General features: G+C 36.4%; 18 protein-coding genes. 7 read left to right on the top strand and 11 right to left on the bottom strand.

Annotated elements, in window-relative coordinates:
* Positions 1-804 carry a Fe-S cluster assembly ATPase SufC gene (sufC, locus tag BN1225_RS03055; RefSeq protein ID WP_041138338.1) on the bottom strand — a complete coding sequence of 268 codons (804 nt, stop codon included), beginning with the start codon at positions 802-804 and terminating at the stop codon, positions 1-3.
* Positions 805-1,156: 352 nt separating this feature from the next.
* Here sufC and BN1225_RS03050 point away from each other — a divergent pair, with 352 nt between their 5' ends.
* Positions 1,157-2,245, top strand: coding sequence for an AI-2E family transporter (locus tag BN1225_RS03050; protein ID WP_041138337.1), 1,089 nt, complete (start codon positions 1,157-1,159; stop codon positions 2,243-2,245).
* Positions 2,246-2,284: 39 nt separating this feature from the next.
* Here the strand turns inward: BN1225_RS03050 and BN1225_RS03045 are convergent, their stop codons facing one another.
* The 3 genes from BN1225_RS03045 to BN1225_RS15145 all read right to left on the bottom strand — a co-directional run bounded on the left by BN1225_RS03045 (position 2,285) and on the right by BN1225_RS15145 (position 3,051).
* On the bottom strand, positions 2,285-2,719 hold the full coding sequence (locus BN1225_RS03045) for a MarR family winged helix-turn-helix transcriptional regulator (protein WP_041138336.1): 435 nt from the start codon (positions 2,717-2,719) through the stop codon (positions 2,285-2,287).
* Between the two features lie 147 nt (positions 2,720-2,866).
* Positions 2,867-2,944, bottom strand: a complete 78-nt coding sequence (locus BN1225_RS15150; RefSeq protein WP_074434793.1) for a YjcZ family sporulation protein — start codon at positions 2,942-2,944, stop codon at positions 2,867-2,869.
* 14 nt (positions 2,945-2,958) lie between these two features.
* A complete protein-coding gene (locus BN1225_RS15145) occupies positions 2,959-3,051 on the bottom strand; it encodes a YjcZ family sporulation protein (RefSeq protein WP_074434788.1) in 93 nt (30 codons plus the stop codon).
* 127 nt (positions 3,052-3,178) lie between these two features.
* Between BN1225_RS15145 and BN1225_RS03040 the strand changes: the two genes are divergently transcribed.
* Genes BN1225_RS03040 through BN1225_RS03030 form a run of 3 tightly spaced genes read left to right on the top strand, consistent with a single transcriptional unit; the run spans position 3,179 to position 5,473 of the window.
* Complete coding sequence (locus BN1225_RS03040) at positions 3,179-4,135, top strand: peptidylprolyl isomerase (protein ID WP_041138335.1); 957 nt, start codon at positions 3,179-3,181, stop codon at positions 4,133-4,135.
* Between the two features lie 4 nt (positions 4,136-4,139).
* Positions 4,140-5,018, top strand: a complete 879-nt coding sequence (locus BN1225_RS03035; protein ID WP_041138334.1) for a hypothetical protein — start codon at positions 4,140-4,142, stop codon at positions 5,016-5,018.
* 50 nt (positions 5,019-5,068) lie between these two features.
* Positions 5,069-5,473, top strand: coding sequence for an HIT family protein (locus BN1225_RS03030; RefSeq protein ID WP_041138333.1), 405 nt, complete (start codon positions 5,069-5,071; stop codon positions 5,471-5,473).
* Between the two features lie 77 nt (positions 5,474-5,550).
* On the opposite strand, the gene BN1225_RS03025 is transcribed toward BN1225_RS03030, so the two are convergent.
* From BN1225_RS03025 to BN1225_RS03010, 4 genes are read right to left on the bottom strand one after another with little or no spacing between them, the layout of a single operon-like run.
* Complete coding sequence (locus BN1225_RS03025) at positions 5,551-6,486, bottom strand: HD domain-containing protein (protein ID WP_041138487.1); 936 nt, start codon at positions 6,484-6,486, stop codon at positions 5,551-5,553.
* Positions 6,479-8,455 carry a glycosyltransferase gene (locus BN1225_RS03020; protein WP_041138332.1) on the bottom strand — a complete coding sequence of 659 codons (1,977 nt, stop codon included), beginning with the start codon at positions 8,453-8,455 and terminating at the stop codon, positions 6,479-6,481. The genes BN1225_RS03025 and BN1225_RS03020 overlap by 8 nt, the downstream gene beginning before the upstream one ends.
* Positions 8,456-8,460: 5 nt before the next feature.
* Complete coding sequence (locus BN1225_RS03015; protein WP_041138331.1) at positions 8,461-9,486, bottom strand: lysylphosphatidylglycerol synthase transmembrane domain-containing protein; 1,026 nt, start codon at positions 9,484-9,486, stop codon at positions 8,461-8,463.
* Between the two features lie 4 nt (positions 9,487-9,490).
* The gene (locus BN1225_RS03010) at positions 9,491-10,495 is read right to left on the bottom strand and encodes an LTA glycolipid anchor biosynthesis glycosyltransferase, IagA/BgsA family (protein ID WP_041138330.1); all 1,005 of its coding nucleotides are present in this window, start codon (positions 10,493-10,495) and stop codon (positions 9,491-9,493) included.
* Between the two features lie 194 nt (positions 10,496-10,689).
* Here BN1225_RS03010 and BN1225_RS03005 point away from each other — a divergent pair, with 194 nt between their 5' ends.
* Both BN1225_RS03005 and feoB read left to right on the top strand, forming a co-directional pair.
* A complete protein-coding gene (locus BN1225_RS03005) occupies positions 10,690-10,986 on the top strand; it encodes a FeoA family protein (RefSeq protein ID WP_074434787.1) in 297 nt (98 codons plus the stop codon).
* Positions 10,922-12,964 (top strand): ferrous iron transport protein B, encoded by a 2,043-nt coding sequence (gene feoB / locus BN1225_RS03000; protein WP_242857684.1) that lies wholly within the window; start codon positions 10,922-10,924, stop codon positions 12,962-12,964. Before BN1225_RS03005 ends, feoB begins: the two co-directional genes overlap by 65 nt.
* 85 nt (positions 12,965-13,049) lie before the next feature.
* Here feoB and BN1225_RS02995 read toward each other — a convergent pair whose 3' ends face one another.
* The 3 genes from BN1225_RS02995 to nifJ form a co-directional block, all read right to left on the bottom strand.
* Positions 13,050-13,925 carry an AraC family transcriptional regulator gene (locus tag BN1225_RS02995; protein ID WP_041138329.1) on the bottom strand — a complete coding sequence of 292 codons (876 nt, stop codon included), beginning with the start codon at positions 13,923-13,925 and terminating at the stop codon, positions 13,050-13,052.
* A gap of 11 nt (positions 13,926-13,936) precedes the next feature.
* Positions 13,937-15,064, bottom strand: a complete 1,128-nt coding sequence (locus BN1225_RS02990) for a C45 family autoproteolytic acyltransferase/hydrolase (RefSeq protein WP_041138328.1) — start codon at positions 15,062-15,064, stop codon at positions 13,937-13,939.
* Between the two features lie 127 nt (positions 15,065-15,191).
* On the bottom strand, positions 15,192-18,704 hold the full coding sequence (gene nifJ / locus BN1225_RS02985; RefSeq protein ID WP_041138327.1) for a pyruvate:ferredoxin (flavodoxin) oxidoreductase: 3,513 nt from the start codon (positions 18,702-18,704) through the stop codon (positions 15,192-15,194).
* A gap of 322 nt (positions 18,705-19,026) precedes the next feature.
* Between nifJ and BN1225_RS02980 the strand changes: the two genes are divergently transcribed.
* Positions 19,027-19,539 (top strand): phosphatase PAP2 family protein, encoded by a 513-nt coding sequence (locus tag BN1225_RS02980; RefSeq protein WP_041138326.1) that lies wholly within the window; start codon positions 19,027-19,029, stop codon positions 19,537-19,539.
* Positions 19,540-19,631 lie beyond the last annotated feature (92 nt).

Below are 19,631 nucleotides of genomic sequence, written 5' to 3'. Positions count from 1 at the left end.
CTATGCTTTCTTTCCGCAGTTTTCTAAAATGATCGGACGTCTTGCTTCTTCTACTTCTATTTCAATTCCTAATTCTTTTACCCAATCATAACCTTCCTGATCAATTTTTTCGATAACTTCATAGCCACCATCCAAAACGATCTTTCCAGCTACCAGCACATGGACATGGGTAGGTTTAACTAATTCAAATAAACGTTCATAATGGGAAACCATCACACATCCGAAATCATCACTGCGCATGGAATTAATGGCATCGGATACGACACGCAATGCATCCACATCCAAACCGGAATCAATTTCATCCAATAAAGCAAATTTAGGCTTTAACAGCTTCATTTGTAATATTTCGTTGCGTTTCTTTTCTCCCCCGGAAAACCCTTCATTCAAATAACGATGTGCAAGATTGGGGTCCATTTCCAACTCTTCAATGCCTTTGTCTAAGGTACGAATAAATTTGAATAAGGAAATAGGTTTTTCCTGACGTGAATTGATGGCTGATTTAAGAAAATCCGAATTTGTAACCCCGGGAATTTCCTGAGGATACTGCATTCCTAAAAAAAGACCGGCACGTGCACGTTCATCTACTGACATGCTTAATACATCTTCCCCGTCTAACGTTATGCTCCCTTGAGTGACTTCATATTTAGGATGCCCCATGATGGCTGATAATAACGTTGATTTCCCGTTACCGTTAGGTCCCATGATGGCATGAATTTCTCCAGTGTTGACTTCTAAATCAATCCCCTTTAATATTTCTTTTTCACCAATACTTACATGTAAATCTTTTATTTTTAAAGTCGACATTGTATCGCCCCTTTCTAAGTTATTTTAGTAGAAAAACAAGATAAAAACAATGAATATGATTATATTTTTAAGAGAATATGTGATATTTTTTCAATTATTGATTTAATTCATACCCATCCTCTTATAAATTTAATAAAAATCCACTTAAACCAATTGATTTAAGCACTATTAGGATACCTTTTTACGTATTATTTTTCAAGCGGAACGCACCTTATATATGACATATATAAACGCTTTTATTATCAAAAACAGAAAATCCAACAAATTTCTCGGAGATTATTTTTTATTATTGAGAAAAGCACTTATAAATACGATGAAATGTGTTATATTTATAATGAATAGGAGGGCTAATATGGAATACTTGAAGAAACTTATACAACAAATCAGCAGCCGGCGTTTTATGTTCACGATCCTAAACATTTTAGGGCTCTCAATCATTATTTATATTTTATATGCCACTCAAGCCGTTTGGATGAGTTGGGTACACATGGTATTAAAAATCATTGAGCCTTTCTTTGTTGGATTTACGATCGCTTATGTATTCTCGCCCTTTGTCAGTTATTTAGAAAAACATCATATCAAGCGTAATTATGCGATTGGTATTACGATTATTTTAATTTTGTTGTTCCTAGTAGCTATGATTGGAACTTTACTTCCACTGCTGTATAAAAACATCATGGAATTAACAACGACATTCACCAATGGAATTCAGGAATTGGAAAAGATTCTGATGAATTCATTCAATGTCGATATCTCCAGCTATAGTGGCTATCTGATCGATAAGATCAATGAACTCATTCGTCCCGACAGCATCTTAAATACATCGTTAAGCATGGTAGGACAGGCATTATCCATTTTAGGAAATGTGATTATCTATATTGTTTTAAGTATTTACTTCTTAGCAGATTACAGCAATGTGCGCAAGCGCATCAAAAAAGTATCTCACTTTATTTCCCCGAAATTACCGATATATCTTAAAAAAATCGATGTGGGATTAATAGACTATATTAAAGCATTTTTGATTTTATCATGTATCCAGGGAGTTTTATACGGTGGAATGTATTTAATTCTAGGACATCCAAACTGGTTTACCTTAGGCTTGCTTTCCGGAGTCAGCGGTATCTTCCCTTATATCGGACCGATCCTCGCCAATACCTTTGGTTTTATTACTACTTTAGGCTTAGGCACCACAAAAGTGTTATTGCTTCTTTTGATGATTTTTATCTTATCCAATTTAGATGCTTATTATATTACGCCTAAGATTTATTCAAAAAAGATCGAAATCAAATCAATTTGGGTTTTGTTTGGTATCTTAACCGGTTCAACGCTGTTTGGTCCGATTGGAGTTGTGATTGCGATGCCGCTCTTAGTGATCTTTAAGATTTCTATTCAGACCTATCGTGAACAAAACAGTTATCAAGAAGAAAACTATTATGACTGATTCACAAAAAAGGAGCTGTAATAATTTACAGTTCCTTTTCTATTCGTGAGACGAATGATGATGGCGATGATGATCGTCTTGATTCCAACTGCTTAACAATTTTTCAAGTAAAGATGAGAGTTCAATCTGTTCTTGGGGCGAGAGGCTTGCAAATAGATTTTTCGATCGCTCTTCATGGATTTTTCGGACTTCCAACGCTCTTTTCTTACCACTTGGTGTAATTGCAATTTCAACATTACGTTTATCCTCATCTTTTTTATGACGAACGATATAGCCATTGTTTTCAATCTTCGTCAACACTTCACTTAAAGAAGAAGAACGAATACCCACAATTTCTAATAAGTCACGCTGAGAGATACGCTCTTTTTTATTTAAGATCATCAGTATTCTTTCCTGACTGCCCTTGCCTTCATTACGGTGATGCAAGTAATGAGCACAAAGACGCATCTGTGCTAACAATTTATCTGATTCCATAATTTTCTCCTTAACGTTTCTGTACTCTTTATTATAAAAAATATCGATGAAATGTCAAGGTACCTACAAATAAAAACACCTCACAGCAAATCGCTATGAGGCATTATTTATACTGATTTTTTCTTTTTTGTTTGCTTTGTCTTCCTATTAAAAGATACCACAGATGATAACCAATAGGATAAATAATACTAAGATCAAGCAAAAAGAGTTTTCATGAGCTAACATATTTTCCCCTCCCTTCAAGTGTTACATACGCAGCCAATGATAATCAAAAGGATGAACAAAACAATGACCAAAACAAATGGATTTTTTCTTCCTCGACATTCTTCCATCAATCTCACCTCACACTCTTAGTATATATTATGGGAAAATGTATAATCCTCATGTGTTTTCGCCTATTTTATTGAAAAAAATATATAAAAAGTTTATAATAAGACTGTTAAATTTAAGGAGGATCATATGAAACGAAACAAAATAGCTGCGTTAGCGATCGCTTCCATGCTAGTATTGAGCGGGTGTTCAAGCACAACCGGTAAAACAGTGGATGGTCAATCAGCACTAGCTTCAATAAACGGAGAATATATATTTGCTGATGATATTTATGACAGCATCATTTCTTCAGCATCAGGTGCTCAGACTCTTTATCAGGTTATCTTGCAGGAAATCGTAAAGAAAGAATATCCGGCTACAGATGATATGAAAACTGAAGCGGATGTCATGATCAATCAGGTCAAGCAAAATTACTCTGGTAGGGAAGACACATTAAAAACACAACTTAAAAACATGGGATATAGTAATCTTGACGAATATAAAGATGCCTATATGACCTATCTTCAATACTCAGAATTTATGAATCAGTATATTGAAACACATTTTGATGAAATTTTTGAAGATTATTATAATTTAACTTCTCCAAGACTGGTAAGTCATATTTTAGTAAAGATGGCAGACCCTGAGAACCCAACTGAAGAAGAAGCAGCCAAATTAAAAGAGGTTCAAGATTTACTGGCGTTAGGTAAATCCTTTGAAGAAACAGCCAAAGAATATTCTGATGATGGCTCTGCTTCTAACGGCGGAAGCTTAGGAGTCTGTGATAATAAAACAAACTTCGTTGAAGCCTTCAAAACAAAAATGATGGAAATGAACGAAGGCGAAGTCAGTGAACCGGTAAAAAGTGAATATGGTTACCACATCATCAAGATTGACAGCACAGATAAAGATACAATTAAAGAACAGCTGTCGGCAAGTGATTCTGTATTAAAAAACTGGTCATCAGATACATTCTATGATCAATACTTAGAATATATTGTTTTCAATTCATATAATATTCAATATGGAGATGAAACCATCGAAAAAGCAGTAACGGATTACGTAAAAAGTGCGTTAGAACAAAGAGAAACATCAAGACAGGGGTAATGATATGAAAAAAACAATGATAATTGCAGCAGTGGCGTTACTTCTTAGTGGGTGCACCTCTAATAAAACCACAATTACTTCAAAAGTAACAGGTGGTGATAACCTCGCTGTTAAGACAGAAAACGGAATTGAACTGACAAAACAAACGATTTATGAAAGCTTGCTTTCTACTTACGGAGCCAGCAAAGTAGTCAACGATGCATTATTGAAAGCCGCAAACATTGAAGTGACCGATACAGAAGCGATCAGCAACAAAGTAAATGAAACGATCAAATCTTATACCGATATGCTTGGCGGAGAAGATAAGCTGTTGGACTACGTTAAATCGAATGGCTATGATTCATTAGACAGCTACAAAACAGAAATGATTGAACCAAGTGTGAAACAAACATTGATGATACAAAAATATATCGAAGAAAACTTCGATACGTTAGCGGAAAAATATGGGTATGCCTATATTCGTTACTTCAGTGTAGACAATGAATCAGATGCTATTAGCTATATCGGAAAGATCGATAACGGAGAAATGACATTTGAAGATGCTGCCAATGAAGCAGCAGGCAGTGTACCGGATAAAAAATTAACTTATACAAAAGCTTCTACAAGTTCAGTGGACAGCAGCATTGCAAAGATGTCAGCTTCTTTCACAACTGCTGGGATGTACAGTGTGCCGGTCGCTTTATCTGATGGAAAATACGCTGTTATCAACGTTATGGATACAGATCGTCAAGCTAACAAAGATACCATCGTAACAAGCTTATTAGCTATTACAGAGGTGACTTCTGAAGCTGAAGCCCACTATTTAAAAACATATCAATTTGAAGTTTTTGAAAAAGGCTTAGCAGAAGACATTAAAGGAATAAATGAAAACTATCTTAAATAATCGGGCTGTTTTAGCCCTTTTATGTTAGAATAAAACAGGAGGGATTATTTATGTCAGATTGTATTTTCTGTATGATCAAAGATCATCAAATCAATAGTACTGTTCTTTATGAAGATGATATCTGTATCGCTATCCTTGATCTTTCTCAGGCTACCAAAGGTCACACCTTAGTCATCAGTAAAGCGCATTATGATTCTGTTTTAGAAGCAGACAATGATGCTTTAGGACATATGATTGTGATTGCGAAAACTTTAGCGAATCAAATCAAGGAAAACCTGAATGCCAATGGGATCAATATCTTGACGAATGCAAAGGAAGCTGCCGGACAAACGATCACTCATCTGCATTTCCATATTATCCCCAGATATGATCAAAATGATGGTTTCGACCCGAAATTCACAGATCATCAGGGGCAATGGGATTTAGAAGAAATCAAAAATGAAATACTAAAATAAAAGATCTGGATCATGACATGAGCCGCCTCTATTTGGGTATCCAAATATTGGGGTTCACTTCATTCCAGATCTTTTTCTTATAATTTTGGTTTATAAAAACTGCGGTTTTCTAAAGAGAAAACACGTTTTGTAAAGCCACCCGGTTCAACGCCTTCCAAAGCTTTATCCATCATATTCATACGAGCATCAATATTATCGATTAAATACAGGATTTCTGCTTCTTTGATTAATGGCAATACCGGTGAACCATATTCCATCTTTCCATGATGCGATAAGATCATGTGTTTTAATAAGACAACTTCTTCTCCTTCGATTTGCTTTTCTTTTGCACAGTGTTCTACTAATGCCTGAGCAATCGAAATATGACCAAGCAGCTTGCCTGCCATCGTATATTCGGGAACAATCGGTCCGCTTAATTCAAACACTTTCCCTAAATCATGCATGATTACACCAGAAAACAATAAATCTTTATTCAGGGTTTCGTACTGCTGACATAATGTTTCGGCAATCCGAAGCATCGATAAAGTATGATAAGCCAACCCAGAGACATATTCATGGTGATTACGGCTTGCTGCCGGATAAATCACATAAAGCGCCTGATGCTCATTAAATAATGCAGAAACGAGGGTATTCAGCTTTTTATTTTCAATCTTAGCGATATACTGCTGAATACCTGCCAACAGGTCCTCTCTTTCCATTGGGGCCGATTTTAAATATTTGACCTGTTCTTCTTCACTCGAATCCAAGATTTGAAGTTTATTGACCTTTAACTGCAAATCATCGTTATATTTGATTGCATCGCCAACGACATGCACAACTTTTCCAGCCGTTACCGTCGCAATCTGTTCCGGTGTAGCTGCCCACAATTTTGCGTCCAGCAGTCCTGTTGCATCTTGAAATGTTAAAGAAAGATATGGCGCTTTATTGGTCTTTCCGTTCACTACATGTGTGATGATTGCATCAAATTCAACCCCATTATCTCCCGGTTTTATTTCCTGGATTTTTTTACTCATCTTCATAACCGCTCTCTTTCATTACTTGTTTGATCAGCTGATAGTCAAATCCTTTTCTCATTAAATAAATATAAATTTTATTGTATAAAGGCTTTCCATCAAATTTCTGACTATAGCGCTTAAATGCTTTATCAAATTCTTTTAATATCAATTCTTCTTCTAATTCTTCATCTGCATAGAAATCAAAGGTCGTCATTACTTTATTGATAACAGCTGATGAAAACCCTTTTAGATATAGCTTATCGGCAATCGCATCAATCATTGCCGTACGTGACTTGCGCGAATTGGCAGCATATACCTTTTCAACGATTTCTAAAGCTGTTTCATATTCCTGTTCCTCACCATAGGCTTCTCGATTTTTCTCGATGACCTCATCTTCAATTCCTTTCATACGCAAATTGCTGATGGCTTTATTGATCCCTAATCCGAGTTTTGAGGCTCTTTGCAAATAATCAATAGTATATTCTTCATCATTAATCAGATTCTTATCCATCAAAAGATTAACGGTCATATCAATCTGAATATCATCATAGAGTTCCAGACGATTCAATTTTTCAACAATTTGTTTCTTAGTATAATCCTTAACTGTTAGAAAGCGTAATGCTCTTTGATAGGCCTCTGCTACCTTTTCATGATCATTTAAAGCATCAAATTCATCACGTTCAACTGTTTTTCCTTTATATAAGCCATATTTATTGATAATGCTTTCCGGAAGCTCGAATGTAATCTCATTTTCATCTGATTTCAAAACACATTCATAGCGATTATTTTTTAATGGGAACAAATTCTGTACTTTATAGCTATAGTGTTTATGTTCAATCGCTAACTGATAAACCTTATACACTTTTTCATAAAACACATCATCACTGTATTGCTGTGCATCTAAATAGGCTTGATGACGAATATTCGTCGTATCCATTGCCTGCACCATTTTAATCTTTTCCGCTAAATCTCTTGCATCTGTAAAATAAAAACCATTCTTTCCATCCACGATGACACTTTCTAAATTCTTATCATGGCGTGCCAGTACCACTAAACCGGATGCCTGAGCCTCTATAAAGGTCAATCCCTGTGTTTCGGTAATAGATGCCGATACAAACATATCCGAAGCATGATAATAATTAGGAACCTGATCACTTGTAACCGGTCCGGTAAAAATGACAACATCATCGATTTTAAGACGGCGTGCCTCTTCTTTCAGATCATCTAATGAGGGTCCTTTACCCACGATCATCATTTTAAACTGAACGCCATTCTGCTTTAATAATGCCCCCGCCTCAAGAATCAGTTCGACACTTTTTTCCGGCGCCAAACGTCCTAAAAAGGTCACTACAAATTCATCTTTGATCTGATACTGTTCACGAATTGCCGCTACTTTTTCCTTATCGATATTTTTTTCGTCAAAGGCATCCAAAATCAATCCTGTCGGAATGATATGAGCATCTTTTTCTAATCCGTAACTAATCAGCGCTTCCTTTGTTTTTTCTGAAGGAACGATCAGTTCTGTACAGTTATCACCATAAATACGACTGATATTTTCAATCGACTTTTTCACAATTGTATTGAGTGGTGTCAATCCCCCGGCAACATAATGACTGTAATCCTCATACATTGTATGATACGTATAAACAACCGGAAGATTTAAAATCTGTGCAGCAATTTTGCCAAATATGCCAATCCCAAACTCCGTCTGAATATGAATGACATCCAATCCCTGATTTGTGATTTCTTTCATTCCCTTGAATGAAAAAATATTCGAGATACGATAGCCATATATCTTCTTCATTTCAATCCCCGGCAAACGCAATACATTCTCTTCATCCTGATAATCACTGTCATCAGGCAGTTCGGAAGTAACAATCAGCACCTCATGTCCATGTTTTTCTAATGCATGACGCAAAATATGAGAAGAAGTCGCAACACCATTGATATCGGGTAAATATGTATCTGTAAAAATTCCAATCTTCATAATTTCTATTCCTTTCGATTGATCTGTGGATCCAAAGCAAAGACTAATGCACCTAAAATCAGCATTAAGTAATAGGTTACAAAACGCCAGACGATCATGCTGCTTTTAGCTCCAACGCCTCCTAATAAAAATCCGAACATAATAACGAATGTTCCTTCACTTCCTCCGGAAGCTCCCGGAATGGGGATAAAAGAAGTGATCATATAAATAAATGCCGTAATTCCGATAAATTCGCTCACATGCAGCTGAGCAATATCTAAACTCAGAGCTTTTGCACAGAAGTAAGGCACAATATAAAGCACCGTTAATTTTAAAACATTGATGATCGATACTGTAATCAAGATATTTTTATTTTTCTGCAATACTTTCAATTCATTGCGAAAATCTTCCAAGTGACGTTCCACTTTCATTGCGGTTGTTTCATAATCTTTCACAATTCTCACTTTTGCCCCAATGCGCAAAACGACATTGACAAAAAAACTCTGCAAAGTGCGAGACTTCGCTCCAATAAACAGTCCGACGATAACCACAAAATTAATCGCAAACCCAATCAGTGCCAAAGAGAAAAACTCTGAAAAATTCTTACTGTAATAAGAATACTTAAATAAAACGATGACCAATGTATAAAGCACCACAATCGATTGATAAACAATGAAGTTCATCAAAAGAATGCTTGCCGAATACGAAGGCTGTATCCCCTGCTTATTAAACACATACACCTGTGCAAACTGCCCGCCACTTTGAAATGGTGTAATACCATTAAAAAAGGTAGCACAAAAGGAATTGACAACGCCTTGTCTAAAAGAATACGCCTTATTATAAAGTTTCCCAAATATCGATAAGGCATACCCCTCTAATAAGTTGTAAGCCACCATAAAAATAAAGGCAACGATAATCCAATTCACTTTTGCGTTTCGAATAGTATCCATAATAAGATGGAATTCACCTTTTAAGGAAAAATAAAGCGCCACAAAAGCAAATAAGAATATCCAGACAAAGTTCATGACATATTTTTTTATTATCGCTTTCATAAGGTTACCTCTTCAGTACACTCTCGTATACCTTTCTCAAATCTTCCCCAATATACTGTAAGCTTCTTTTACGTGCCACTTCATATCCTGCTTCTTTCAATTCCGGTACTTCTTTATTAATGATCTGTTTAATCAATGTGATGAATTGTTCATTACTACGCCCCATATAACAATTTTCTTGATCAACTAACCAGCCATCAAAAACAGGAATATCACGAACAAGTACATTCGTCTCACTCGCTAAAGCTTCCAACACAACGATTCCTTCTGTCTCTTCTCGGCTTGGAAAAAAGAACACATCTGCATTTGAATATGCGCCTTTAATCACATCACCGCTGATATATCCCGGAAGAATCACATTTTTAGGCGGATTCATCATCAGTTTTCGAATATTGTTGGTAGGTGCCGACATCAGTTTATCCCCAAACCATATAAACGTATATTCCGGTAATTGCTCTGCTACTTCACAAAAAGTATCAAAGCCCTTTCTTTCAAAAAACCACCCGACACTGATAATGACTTTCTGCTCAGGAGCAAGCTTAAAATATTCTCTGAATACTTTTTCCTTTGCTGCATCCTTTTTAAAATTGTTTAAATTAATTCCATTGGAAATTGGATAAATCTCTCTATGAATATGATAACTTTCCAGCACCCTTTTTGAATAAGGGGTCGGAGTGACGATAACATCACCAAAGTTATACATATGAATCAGCCATTTTTTATAAAGTGGAGCAAGAAGATTGCTGAACATGAATGAATTTTTAAAATCTTCTTCTGTTGAATGCGCATGAAACACAATTTTCTTTTTTAAACGCTTTGCTTTTCTCGCCTGTCGCCAACTGTTATACCAAACGGTATTGATATGAAGGATATCATAATCTTTCGTTGAGCTGTCTTTTGTATATTCGATATTATTTAAACGTAATGCTTCTTCCTGATGCTTCATTGCTCTTCCGATTCCTGATTTGGCAATGGCATTTTCATTTTCAAAGTATAACTTAATTTTCATTTTATCACCTATCTGTATTATACTACATTTCCCTTTAAAACAAAATACAGCTTATAAAGATTTCACTTTGCTGCCCATGGTCATAATGATACTATAATTCCCCCCCATTTACAAACACTATAGGCGGATTGGCTAACCATTTTATCCTATAGGTCATAGAATAGAATGGCAAAGAGAAGAAGGAGTCATAAAATATGATAAAAATGAATACGTTAGAAGAAGGACAGATTGGTTATGTAAAAAATATTAATACAAATGGAAGCATGCGCCGACGTTTACAAGACATCGGCCTAATCATCGGCACTAAAATAGAATGTATTTTGAAAAGTCCTGCGGGCGATCCTATCGCTTATGATATCCGTGGTGCTGTTATCGCATTGCGTAATGAGGATGCTCAAAAAATTATAATAAATGAGGTCGATAGATTTGAAAGAAATACCGATACTTGCTTTAGCCGGGAATCCCAATGTAGGCAAAAGCACAATTTTTAATGCTTTAACCGGATTAAATCAGCATACCGGCAACTGGACTGGCAAGACCGTCGCTAAAGCCGAAGGGAGTTTTTCGATCCATGATCAATCCTATACATTAGTGGATTTACCTGGAACCTACTCCCTTTTTGCTCATTCTGCTGAAGAAGAAATTGCCCGTGACTTTATCTGCTACGAAAACAACAAAGCCACGATTGTTGTATGTGATGCCACCTGTTTAGAAAGAAACTTGAATTTGGTATTGCAGACGATTGAGATTACAGATCATGTGATTGTTTGTGTCAATTTAATGGATGAAGCAAAAAAGAAAAAAATCAAGATTAACTTACTGAAATTAGAACAACTCTTAGGGGTACCGGTTGTGGGAGCAGCCGCTCGTGATCCCCGAACAATCGATCATCTTTTAAGCACCATAGAAACGATCGATCATTATGCGTTTTCCCCTTTAGCCATCCATTATGAGGAAAGCATTGAACAGCACATTCAGAGTTTACAGTCCCTCTTGCCATGCGATACGCAGCCATCAGCTCGCTGGTTAGCTTTGCGATTACTGGACAGTCCCTCTAATGAACGTCTTCATGCATACATCCGTACGTTTGGCAACAGCGATGCTATCTTTGAAAAACAAAGGGAAATACGTGCTTCATTGGAAACAGAATCTTTAGAGGATCAGATTATTCATACCATCGTCAAACAAGCAGAAGATATTGCCAAACAAGTGGTGACGCATTCTCAAGAACCACATAAAGAGCGAAAGATCGATAAATGGCTGACCAATCGAGTAACAGGAATTCCAATCATGCTGATCCTTCTTTGCATTATCTTTTGGATTACCATTTCTTTAGCGAATTATCCTTCTCAGTTTTTATCTACCACCCTGTTTGCATTAGAAGACCAACTTGCATTATTTATGAACAGTATACATGTTCCGGCTTTTTTAACGGATATGTTAGTTCACGGAATGTACCGTGTACTCGCTTGGGTAGTGGCGGTCATGCTGCCGCCGATGGCAATCTTTTTTCCGATGTTTACTTTATTAGAAGATCTCGGCTATCTGCCTAGAATCGCCTTTAATTTAGATCATTACTTTAAAAAAGCCAAAACCTGCGGGAAGCAGGCGCTGACAATGTGTATGGGGTTAGGCTGCAACGCTGCCGGGGTAACAGGATGTCGTATCATCGATTCTCCGCGTGAGCAGCTGATTGCTATTATCACTAATAACTTTATTCCCTGCAATGGTCGTTTTCCAACGCTGATTGCGTTGATTTCGATGTTTTTTATTGGCAGTCAAGGTGGGATTATGGGAACAATTTATGCCGCTCTTTTACTGACAGGAGTCATCTTACTTGGAGTCCTTTTAACGTTTGTATCTTCCCGCCTTCTATCTTCAACTTTATTAAAAGGAGTTCCTTCTTCTTTTATTCTTGAATTACCGCCTTATCGTAAACCACAAATCGGCAAAGTCATTGTCCGTTCATTATTAGACCGTACCCTTTTTGTTTTGGCCCGTGCCGTTGCTGTAGCGGCTCCTGCCGGACTTATTATTTGGCTGTTGGCAAATATTCAAGTAAACGGATTAAGTGTATTGATGCACTGCGCTCATTTTTTAGATCCGCTAGGCCATTTAATCGGATTGGATGGCGTCATCTTATTTGCCTTTATCCTCGGTTTCCCAGCCAATGAGATCGTGGTACCGATTATCATTATGACCTATATGTCAACCAGCAGTCTGATTGAACTGAGCAATCCCCAGTTATATACATTGTTGTTGAATAATGGATGGACTTGGGTAACGGCTTTATGCACAATCGTATTTTGCTTGCTCCATTGGCCTTGTTCAACCACATGTCTGACAATAAAAAAAGAAACCCAAAGTTTAAAATGGACCCTTTGTTCTTTTCTGCTGCCTACTGCTTTTGGCTTTGTCATCTGCTTTATGATCGCAACAATAGCACGTCTGTTTCATCTTATTCCTTAAAAGAACTGTTTCTTTTGGTTCACTCCTGATAGAAATAATTAAATATTCGATATACAAAAGACCTGTTTTTACTAAACAGGTCTTATTAACGTATCGCAATATAAATATCGACTTCTGAATCAGGATGGTCATAACCCAAAAACTTCTCACCATATAATTCAAAAGGTTCACGATTATCCAATTCTTCTTTTGTAGAAAGCATCCAAGTTCCCCATATATAATCAATAGTTTGTGACAGTGTCGCCAAACTGCCACGATGTGTAAAAACAACATAACGCCCTTTAGGAATGATTTTCGTGACATAATGATCATCAAGCCCATCAAAAGAAGTGACTTCTATTGCAAAACATTCGTTCATTAGCATATCCTCATTAATTTTAAAATGAAGATTTTCTTCAATGGATTCATAAATGCCAAATTTACGACCAGACACCATTTTATTAGGCATATTCTCCAACAACAAAAAGAAATGTTCCCATAATCTTTTCAAATCTTGATGATGAGGTTGTATTTCTTGACGAATTCCTGCTACTTTGATCTCTGGAAGTTCAATAATTTTAGGATGTACAGTGACATGATGAAGCAAATGCTCCAAAGATTCTTCATCTAAACGTTTTTTTGATGATATATATGTTTGAATACGTTGCTTGCGATATTGTAGTGGACTCACTTTATATCTCGATTTAAAAGCACGACTGAAAGCTTCCGGTGATTCAAAACTGTTTTCCAATGCAATCGAAATAACTGAATCATTCGTATAAAGGAGTTTTTGCGCAGCATTGGCTAAACGCCTTTTTTTGATGTAGCCTCCAACACTTTCTCCTAAAACAGCGATAAACTGACGATTAAGATGGTAATAGGAGTATCCGGCAAAACGAGAGACTTCTTCTACTTTTATATCTTCTTGTAAATGATTTTCAATATAAATCACCGCTTGTTCTAAAGCATGTTTATAATCCATAACGACTCCTTTTAAAACGACTGCCAGTCAAATATCCCGGCTTCGATTTGATCGATACTTAAATCTATTTCAAATTCCTCATCGGCTTCAGCCGAATGAAGATCATACTTGAGCCACTGGTTTTCCAAGCGTCCGCCCCAGCATATTTCGAGTGTTTTCTCAAAAGGTGAAAGAAGAATACTTTTCGTTGTTCCAAAGCTTTCCCGATAATTATGAAAGCAAAGTCCATTCGGATATTTTTCTAACAGCATTGTTTTTAATTGCTCCCTCGTGATATTCTTCTTATCTTTAAGCTCTTTTTCAATATATTGATAACGTCCTATACTATGGCGAAACGCTTGTGGTTCTAAATGTTTGAATTGAGGAAGTACTACATGATTCGTTGTAAATAGAAGGGACTCCTGATCCTTAGCCTCAACTCTCTTTACAGCAAATTTTCCGTCCATAGTCAAAACCAGTGCCATATTTTCAGCTTTATCCAATAATAACATATTCATATTAAATGCGATAGGCATGTCTTTTATATAATCCAATGCTTCATTGACATCTTTACAATTTTCCAGCAACGCTCTGATAACAATCCAATACTGTAATCCTTTAATCTTAGGTTCTTTCATGTTTTGCAGTTTAACGATTGGCAGTCCACAAGACGTCATCGTTACTGCTAACCCCCATTCATTAATGCCTTCATCTCTGCCAAATTCCAGCATAGAGGTACCCATATGTCTGTATTTTTTGTTGATTGCTGTCTTTACCAATGAGAAATCTTCCTGTTCATATGCATATTCATAATTTCTTACAAGCACTGGCATATGATCTGCTGTGACCTTAGACGTCAATGCGATCTGACTGCAGCGTGGAACCAAATAGCTCATATCATAAAAATAAAGGTTTCCCAATTCAACTTGCAAAGCATCGGCAAAACCTCTTATTTCCTCACATAATCCCGGACACCAATGGTTAAACAGCTCATTTTCTTCTTCAATCTGTTTTAGATCAATCGTTTTGTCTTTTAAGATATATCTTTTTTTCAGCAATAGGTTCTCCTTAATTTTATTTCCTAGCTGATACCCTACTTCATAGGACGTTCCACTCAAATGAAGGGTTCTAGCGACAACAGTCATTTTACTTTCATTCATCTTTTATCTCTCCTTTACTTCTCTCTAAGTTTAACAAAAAGACTTTTCTCATTCATGATAATTTCTGCGGTTTTTGATTTTCGTTCAATTATCCAGTCAACAAAAAAGAGACCTTTCGGTCTCTTGATTACATCATTCTGTCTAAACGTGCACGACGTTTTTTAGCGTCAGCTTCACATTTTTCCATTAATTGTTTTGCATGGTCAGGATTTACTTTCATTAATTGAGAGAATCTGTTTTCAGATAACAAGAAGTCTTGGAATCCAGTGAAATCAGGTTCTTTAGAATCGATTTGTAATGGGTTCTTTCCTTCATCTTCTAATCTTGGATCATATCTCAATAAGTTGAAGTAACCACATTCAACAGCACGTTTTTCTTGTTGCTGATGGTTAGCCAATCCGCCTTTGATACCATGTTCAGCACATGGAGAGTAAGCGATAATCAATGATGGTCCATCATAAGCTTCTGCTTCTTTGAATGCTTTGATTGTCTGCATTGGGTTTGCTCCCATTGCGACTTGAGCAACATAAACATGTCCGTATGCCATAGCGATTTGTGCTAAATCTTTTTTAGCTACTGCTTTACCGCCAGCTGTAAACTTCGCGATAGAACCAGCTTGAGAAGATTTAGAAGACTGTCCACCGGTATTAGAGTATACTTCTGTATCTAATACTAAGATGTTAACGTTTTGATCATTAGCTAATACATGGTCAACTCCACCGTATCCGATGTCATAAGCCCATCCGTCTCCACCGACGATCCATTGTGATTTTGTAACGATATCACCTTTATAGTCTAAGATATCTTTTACTTCTTCACATTTTGATGCTTCGATCAAAGCGATCATGTTGTCATATAACGCTTTTTCTTCTGCTCTATTTCCTTTAACTTCAATATATTTATTGAAGACTTCTTTTAATTCAGGTTCAACTTCATCTTTTGTTGCTTCGATGACTTCTAAGATATGTTTTGTTTTGTAGTTGGCAGCTAATTTCATACCAAATCCAAATTCAGCATTATCTTCGAATAATGAGTTTGCCCAAGCCGGACCTTGCCCATTATCATCGATTACCATTGGTGTAGAAGGCGTAGATCCTGCATAGATTGAACTACATCCGGTTGCATTGGCAATCAGCATATCTGAACCAAATAACTGAGAAGCTAAACGGTAATATGGCGTTTCCCCACATCCACCGCAGGCACCAGATACTTCGAAGTATGGTTTCATGAAACCAACACCTTTAACCGTTGTTGTAGGATATTTATCTGCTTTATATGATACTTTATTGTACATATAATCTGCTAATGGCGCATGTTTTAATTCTTCTTTAACACTTACCATTTCCAAAGCTTTTTTACCACCTTTACCTGGACATTCAGTCACACATAAACCACAGCCAACACAGCTGTCTGGTGATACTTGAACACGGTAAACTAATCCATCAACACCTCTTCCGATTGGTTTTAATACATCGTTAGAAATATCTTCCGGAGCATTTGCCATTTCTTCATCATCTACTAAGAATGCACGAATCGTTGCATGTGGACATACCATCACACAGTTGTTACATTGGATACAGTTTTCTTTGATCCATGTAGGCACTTCTGTTGCAATCGCACGTTTTTCTTTTAATGCCATACCTGATTTCATAGATCCGTCTAATTTATCCATGAAGCTAGATACAGGAAGATCGTAACCGTCTAATTCATTGATAACAGTAACGAAATCATCGAAATGATCATCACCTGTACGTGTACGTGTCGTATTGACCGTTAAATCCGCCCAAGATGGATCAATCGCAACTTCTTCAATAGCATCTTTTCCTTGATCGATTGCGATGTAATTTAATTTAACGATTTCTTCACCTTTTTTGCTGTAAGATTTTTTAGCTGCTGCTTTCATTAAATCAATTGATTTTTCAATTGGTAAAATTTGTGGATTCAATGCAAAGAATGCTGATTGCAAAATCGTATTTGTTCTACGACCCATACCGATTTCATGAGCAATCTTATTAGCATTGATGATATAGAATTTAGCGTTCTTTTCAGCTAATTGTTTTTTGATCTTATTTGGCAGATAATCAACAACTTCTTCTTTAGAGAATTCAGTATTTAATAAGAATGTTCCGCCTTTACGTAAAGATTTCAGCATATCATATTTCAATACATAGTTATCTACTGAACAAGAAACGAAATCTGCGTTATCAATATAATAAGTCGCACGAATTGGAGAATGCCCGAATCTTAAATGAGAACGAGTAGCTCCACCGGCTTTTTTACTGTCATAAGCAAAATAAGCTTGAGAATAAAGATCTGTATTATCTCCGATGATCTTGATTGAGTTCTTATTTGCTGAAACAGTACCATCTGATCCTAAACCATAGAATAAACAAGCTGTATAGTCTGATTCTACTTCAAAATTCGGATCTGTATCTAATGATAAATGAGTAATGTCATCTTTGATACCGATTGTAAATCCGTTGAATGGATTTTCACTGTCTAAATGTCTGTAAACAGCGTTGATATGTTTAGGGTTCGTATCTTTAGATCCCATACCATAACGTCCGCCAATCACTTCGATATCTGTATCTTTTAATACAGAAACAACATCTAAGTATAATGGTTCTCCTGTTGCACCCATTTCTTTTGTTCTGTCTAATACAGCCACTTTTTTCACTGTCTTAGGTAAAACATTTAATAGATATTTAGCTGAGAATGGACGATATAAATGAACTTTTACTAACCCGACTTTTTCACCGCGTTTCATCATTTCATCTACTGTATCAATAATTGTTTCCGTAACAGAACCCATTGCAATAATAACTTTTGTTGCTTCTGGATCTCCGTAATAAGTAAATGGTGCATAATGTCTGCCAGTTACTTCTGAAATTTTATTCATGTAATCAACGACGATTTCAGTTACCGCTTCAAAATGTTCGTTTTGAGCTTCTCTGCCTTGGAAATAAATATCATCGTTTTCTGCCCCACCACGTTGAATTGGGTTGGTGTGTGGATTCAAAGCGTTTTCTCTGAATTTAGCTAAAGCTTCTTTATCCAATAAGTTTTCAAATACTTCATAATCCAATACTTCAATTTTTTGAATTTCATGAGAAGTTCTGAATCCATCAAAGAAGTGCATTACAGGTACAGAGGCTTTGATTGCTGTTAAGTGAGCAATTCCACCTAAGTCCATAACTTCCTGTACGGAATGTGAACAAATCATTGGCATCCCAACTTGACGGCAAGCATAGATATCTTGGTGATCTCCGAAGATATTTAACGCACGTGTTGCTAATGCTCTTGCCGCTACATGGAATACACCTGGTAATAATTCCCCAGTGACTTTATATAAGTTTGGAATCATCAGCAATAACCCTTGAGATGCAGTGAAAGTTGTCGCTAAAGCGCCTCCTTGCAAAGCACCGTGAACAGCTCCGGCTGCCCCTGCTTCTGATTGCATTTCAATAACGTTCACTTGTGATCCAAAAATATTTTTCTTCCCTTGTGCTGACCATGCTTCTGCATGTTCTGCCATAGGTGAAGAAGGTGTAATTGGATAGATAGCTGCTACTTCTGAAAACGCATACGCAACATGAGCTGCAGCTTGGTTACCATCCATTGACACATAATTTTTTGCCATTTTTTATAGTCCTCCTTATTGTTACTATAACTATTATACTCTTTAATAAAACAAATTTCTACCACCTAATAATATAAAAGTTGCACTTTTATAATTTTTTTATCATTCTTAAATTGTAAGATTGACCCATAATAAAAATCTGATCTTTCAAACGTAGGAACATTTTGTTGCTACATCTATCACTCTACCCTATTTTTTCATTTTTCACAATGGATTTGCACCAACCAAAATATCTGTTTTTTCCTTCTCGCTTCGTTTCTAATTATACTGGCAGCCTATTATAAAATATGATATAATGTGGACACTATTAGGGGGCCTAGAAATGATTGAAAAGATTCAGGCATTTGATTTATATCTCTTTCAAAAATTAAATCAGAAAACCTTTCCAAAATGGCTGGACCACCTTATGATCTTTATGTCATATATTGGAAACTGCGGTTATTTTTGGCTGTTTGTCACTGCTTATTTTTATTATGGGGCACCGCCGCGACAAGAAGGAATCAAACTCTTTCTCGTTTTGATCTTTGCGACACTGTTAGGACAAGTGATGATTAAGCCCGTTGTTAAAAGAAAACGTCCTTGTCACTCTCATGATATCCCCCTCAAAATCAAAATGCCAAAAGATTACTCGTTCCCATCCGGGCATACGATGTCCTCTTTTGCCTGTGTTTTCATCATTTTAAATTACAATCCAGTCTTAGGTATTCTCAGTTTACTTGTCGGTCTAGGCATCGCCGTCTCTCGCATCTATCTGAATGTCCATTATTTCAGTGATGTCTTCTGCGGTGCTTTACTGGGATTATTCGTCGGTTGGTGTCTGACTCTTTGGTTTTAAACGCTGTTATTAGCGTTTTTTATTTTCACCTCCTAATCTTAATCATACGCTTTGAAGTAAACTCCAAGTCAAGAAAAAAACGATACAATGTT

This window comes from Beduini massiliensis (assembly GCF_000829905.1).
GTDB classification, from domain to species: domain Bacteria; phylum Bacillota_I; class Bacilli_A; order Erysipelotrichales; family Coprobacillaceae; genus Beduini; species Beduini massiliensis.
This window is presented reverse-complemented; position numbering and strand designations above follow the sequence as displayed.

Excerpts from the sequence above, each read along its gene's own strand:
- sufC (WP_041138338.1), bottom strand. The coding sequence starts at position 804 with ATGTCGACTTTAAAAATAAAAGATTTACATGTAAGTATTGGTGAAAAA.
- BN1225_RS15145 (WP_074434788.1), bottom strand. The coding sequence starts at position 3,051 with ATGGAAGAATGTCGAGGAAGAAAAAATCCATTTGTTTTGGTCATTGTT.
- BN1225_RS03005 (WP_074434787.1), top strand. The coding sequence starts at position 10,690 with ATGATAAAAATGAATACGTTAGAAGAAGGACAGATTGGTTATGTAAAA.
- BN1225_RS03010 (WP_041138330.1), bottom strand. The coding sequence starts at position 10,495 with ATGAAAATTAAGTTATACTTTGAAAATGAAAATGCCATTGCCAAATCA.
- BN1225_RS03035 (WP_041138334.1), top strand. The coding sequence starts at position 4,140 with ATGAAAAAAACAATGATAATTGCAGCAGTGGCGTTACTTCTTAGTGGG.
- BN1225_RS03020 (WP_041138332.1), bottom strand. The coding sequence starts at position 8,455 with ATGAAGATTGGAATTTTTACAGATACATATTTACCCGATATCAATGGT.
- BN1225_RS15150 (WP_074434793.1), bottom strand. The coding sequence starts at position 2,944 with ATGTTAGCTCATGAAAACTCTTTTTGCTTGATCTTAGTATTATTTATC.
- BN1225_RS03030 (WP_041138333.1), top strand. The coding sequence starts at position 5,069 with ATGTCAGATTGTATTTTCTGTATGATCAAAGATCATCAAATCAATAGT.
- BN1225_RS03015 (WP_041138331.1), bottom strand. The coding sequence starts at position 9,486 with ATGAAAGCGATAATAAAAAAATATGTCATGAACTTTGTCTGGATATTC.
- BN1225_RS03045 (WP_041138336.1), bottom strand. The coding sequence starts at position 2,719 with ATGGAATCAGATAAATTGTTAGCACAGATGCGTCTTTGTGCTCATTAC.
- BN1225_RS03025 (WP_041138487.1), bottom strand. The coding sequence starts at position 6,486 with ATGAGTAAAAAAATCCAGGAAATAAAACCGGGAGATAATGGGGTTGAA.
- BN1225_RS03040 (WP_041138335.1), top strand. The coding sequence starts at position 3,179 with ATGAAACGAAACAAAATAGCTGCGTTAGCGATCGCTTCCATGCTAGTA.
- BN1225_RS02990 (WP_041138328.1), bottom strand. The coding sequence starts at position 15,064 with ATGAATGAAAGTAAAATGACTGTTGTCGCTAGAACCCTTCATTTGAGT.
- BN1225_RS02980 (WP_041138326.1), top strand. The coding sequence starts at position 19,027 with ATGATTGAAAAGATTCAGGCATTTGATTTATATCTCTTTCAAAAATTA.
- nifJ (WP_041138327.1), bottom strand. The coding sequence starts at position 18,704 with ATGGCAAAAAATTATGTGTCAATGGATGGTAACCAAGCTGCAGCTCAT.
- BN1225_RS03050 (WP_041138337.1), top strand. The coding sequence starts at position 1,157 with ATGGAATACTTGAAGAAACTTATACAACAAATCAGCAGCCGGCGTTTT.
- BN1225_RS02995 (WP_041138329.1), bottom strand. The coding sequence starts at position 13,925 with ATGGATTATAAACATGCTTTAGAACAAGCGGTGATTTATATTGAAAAT.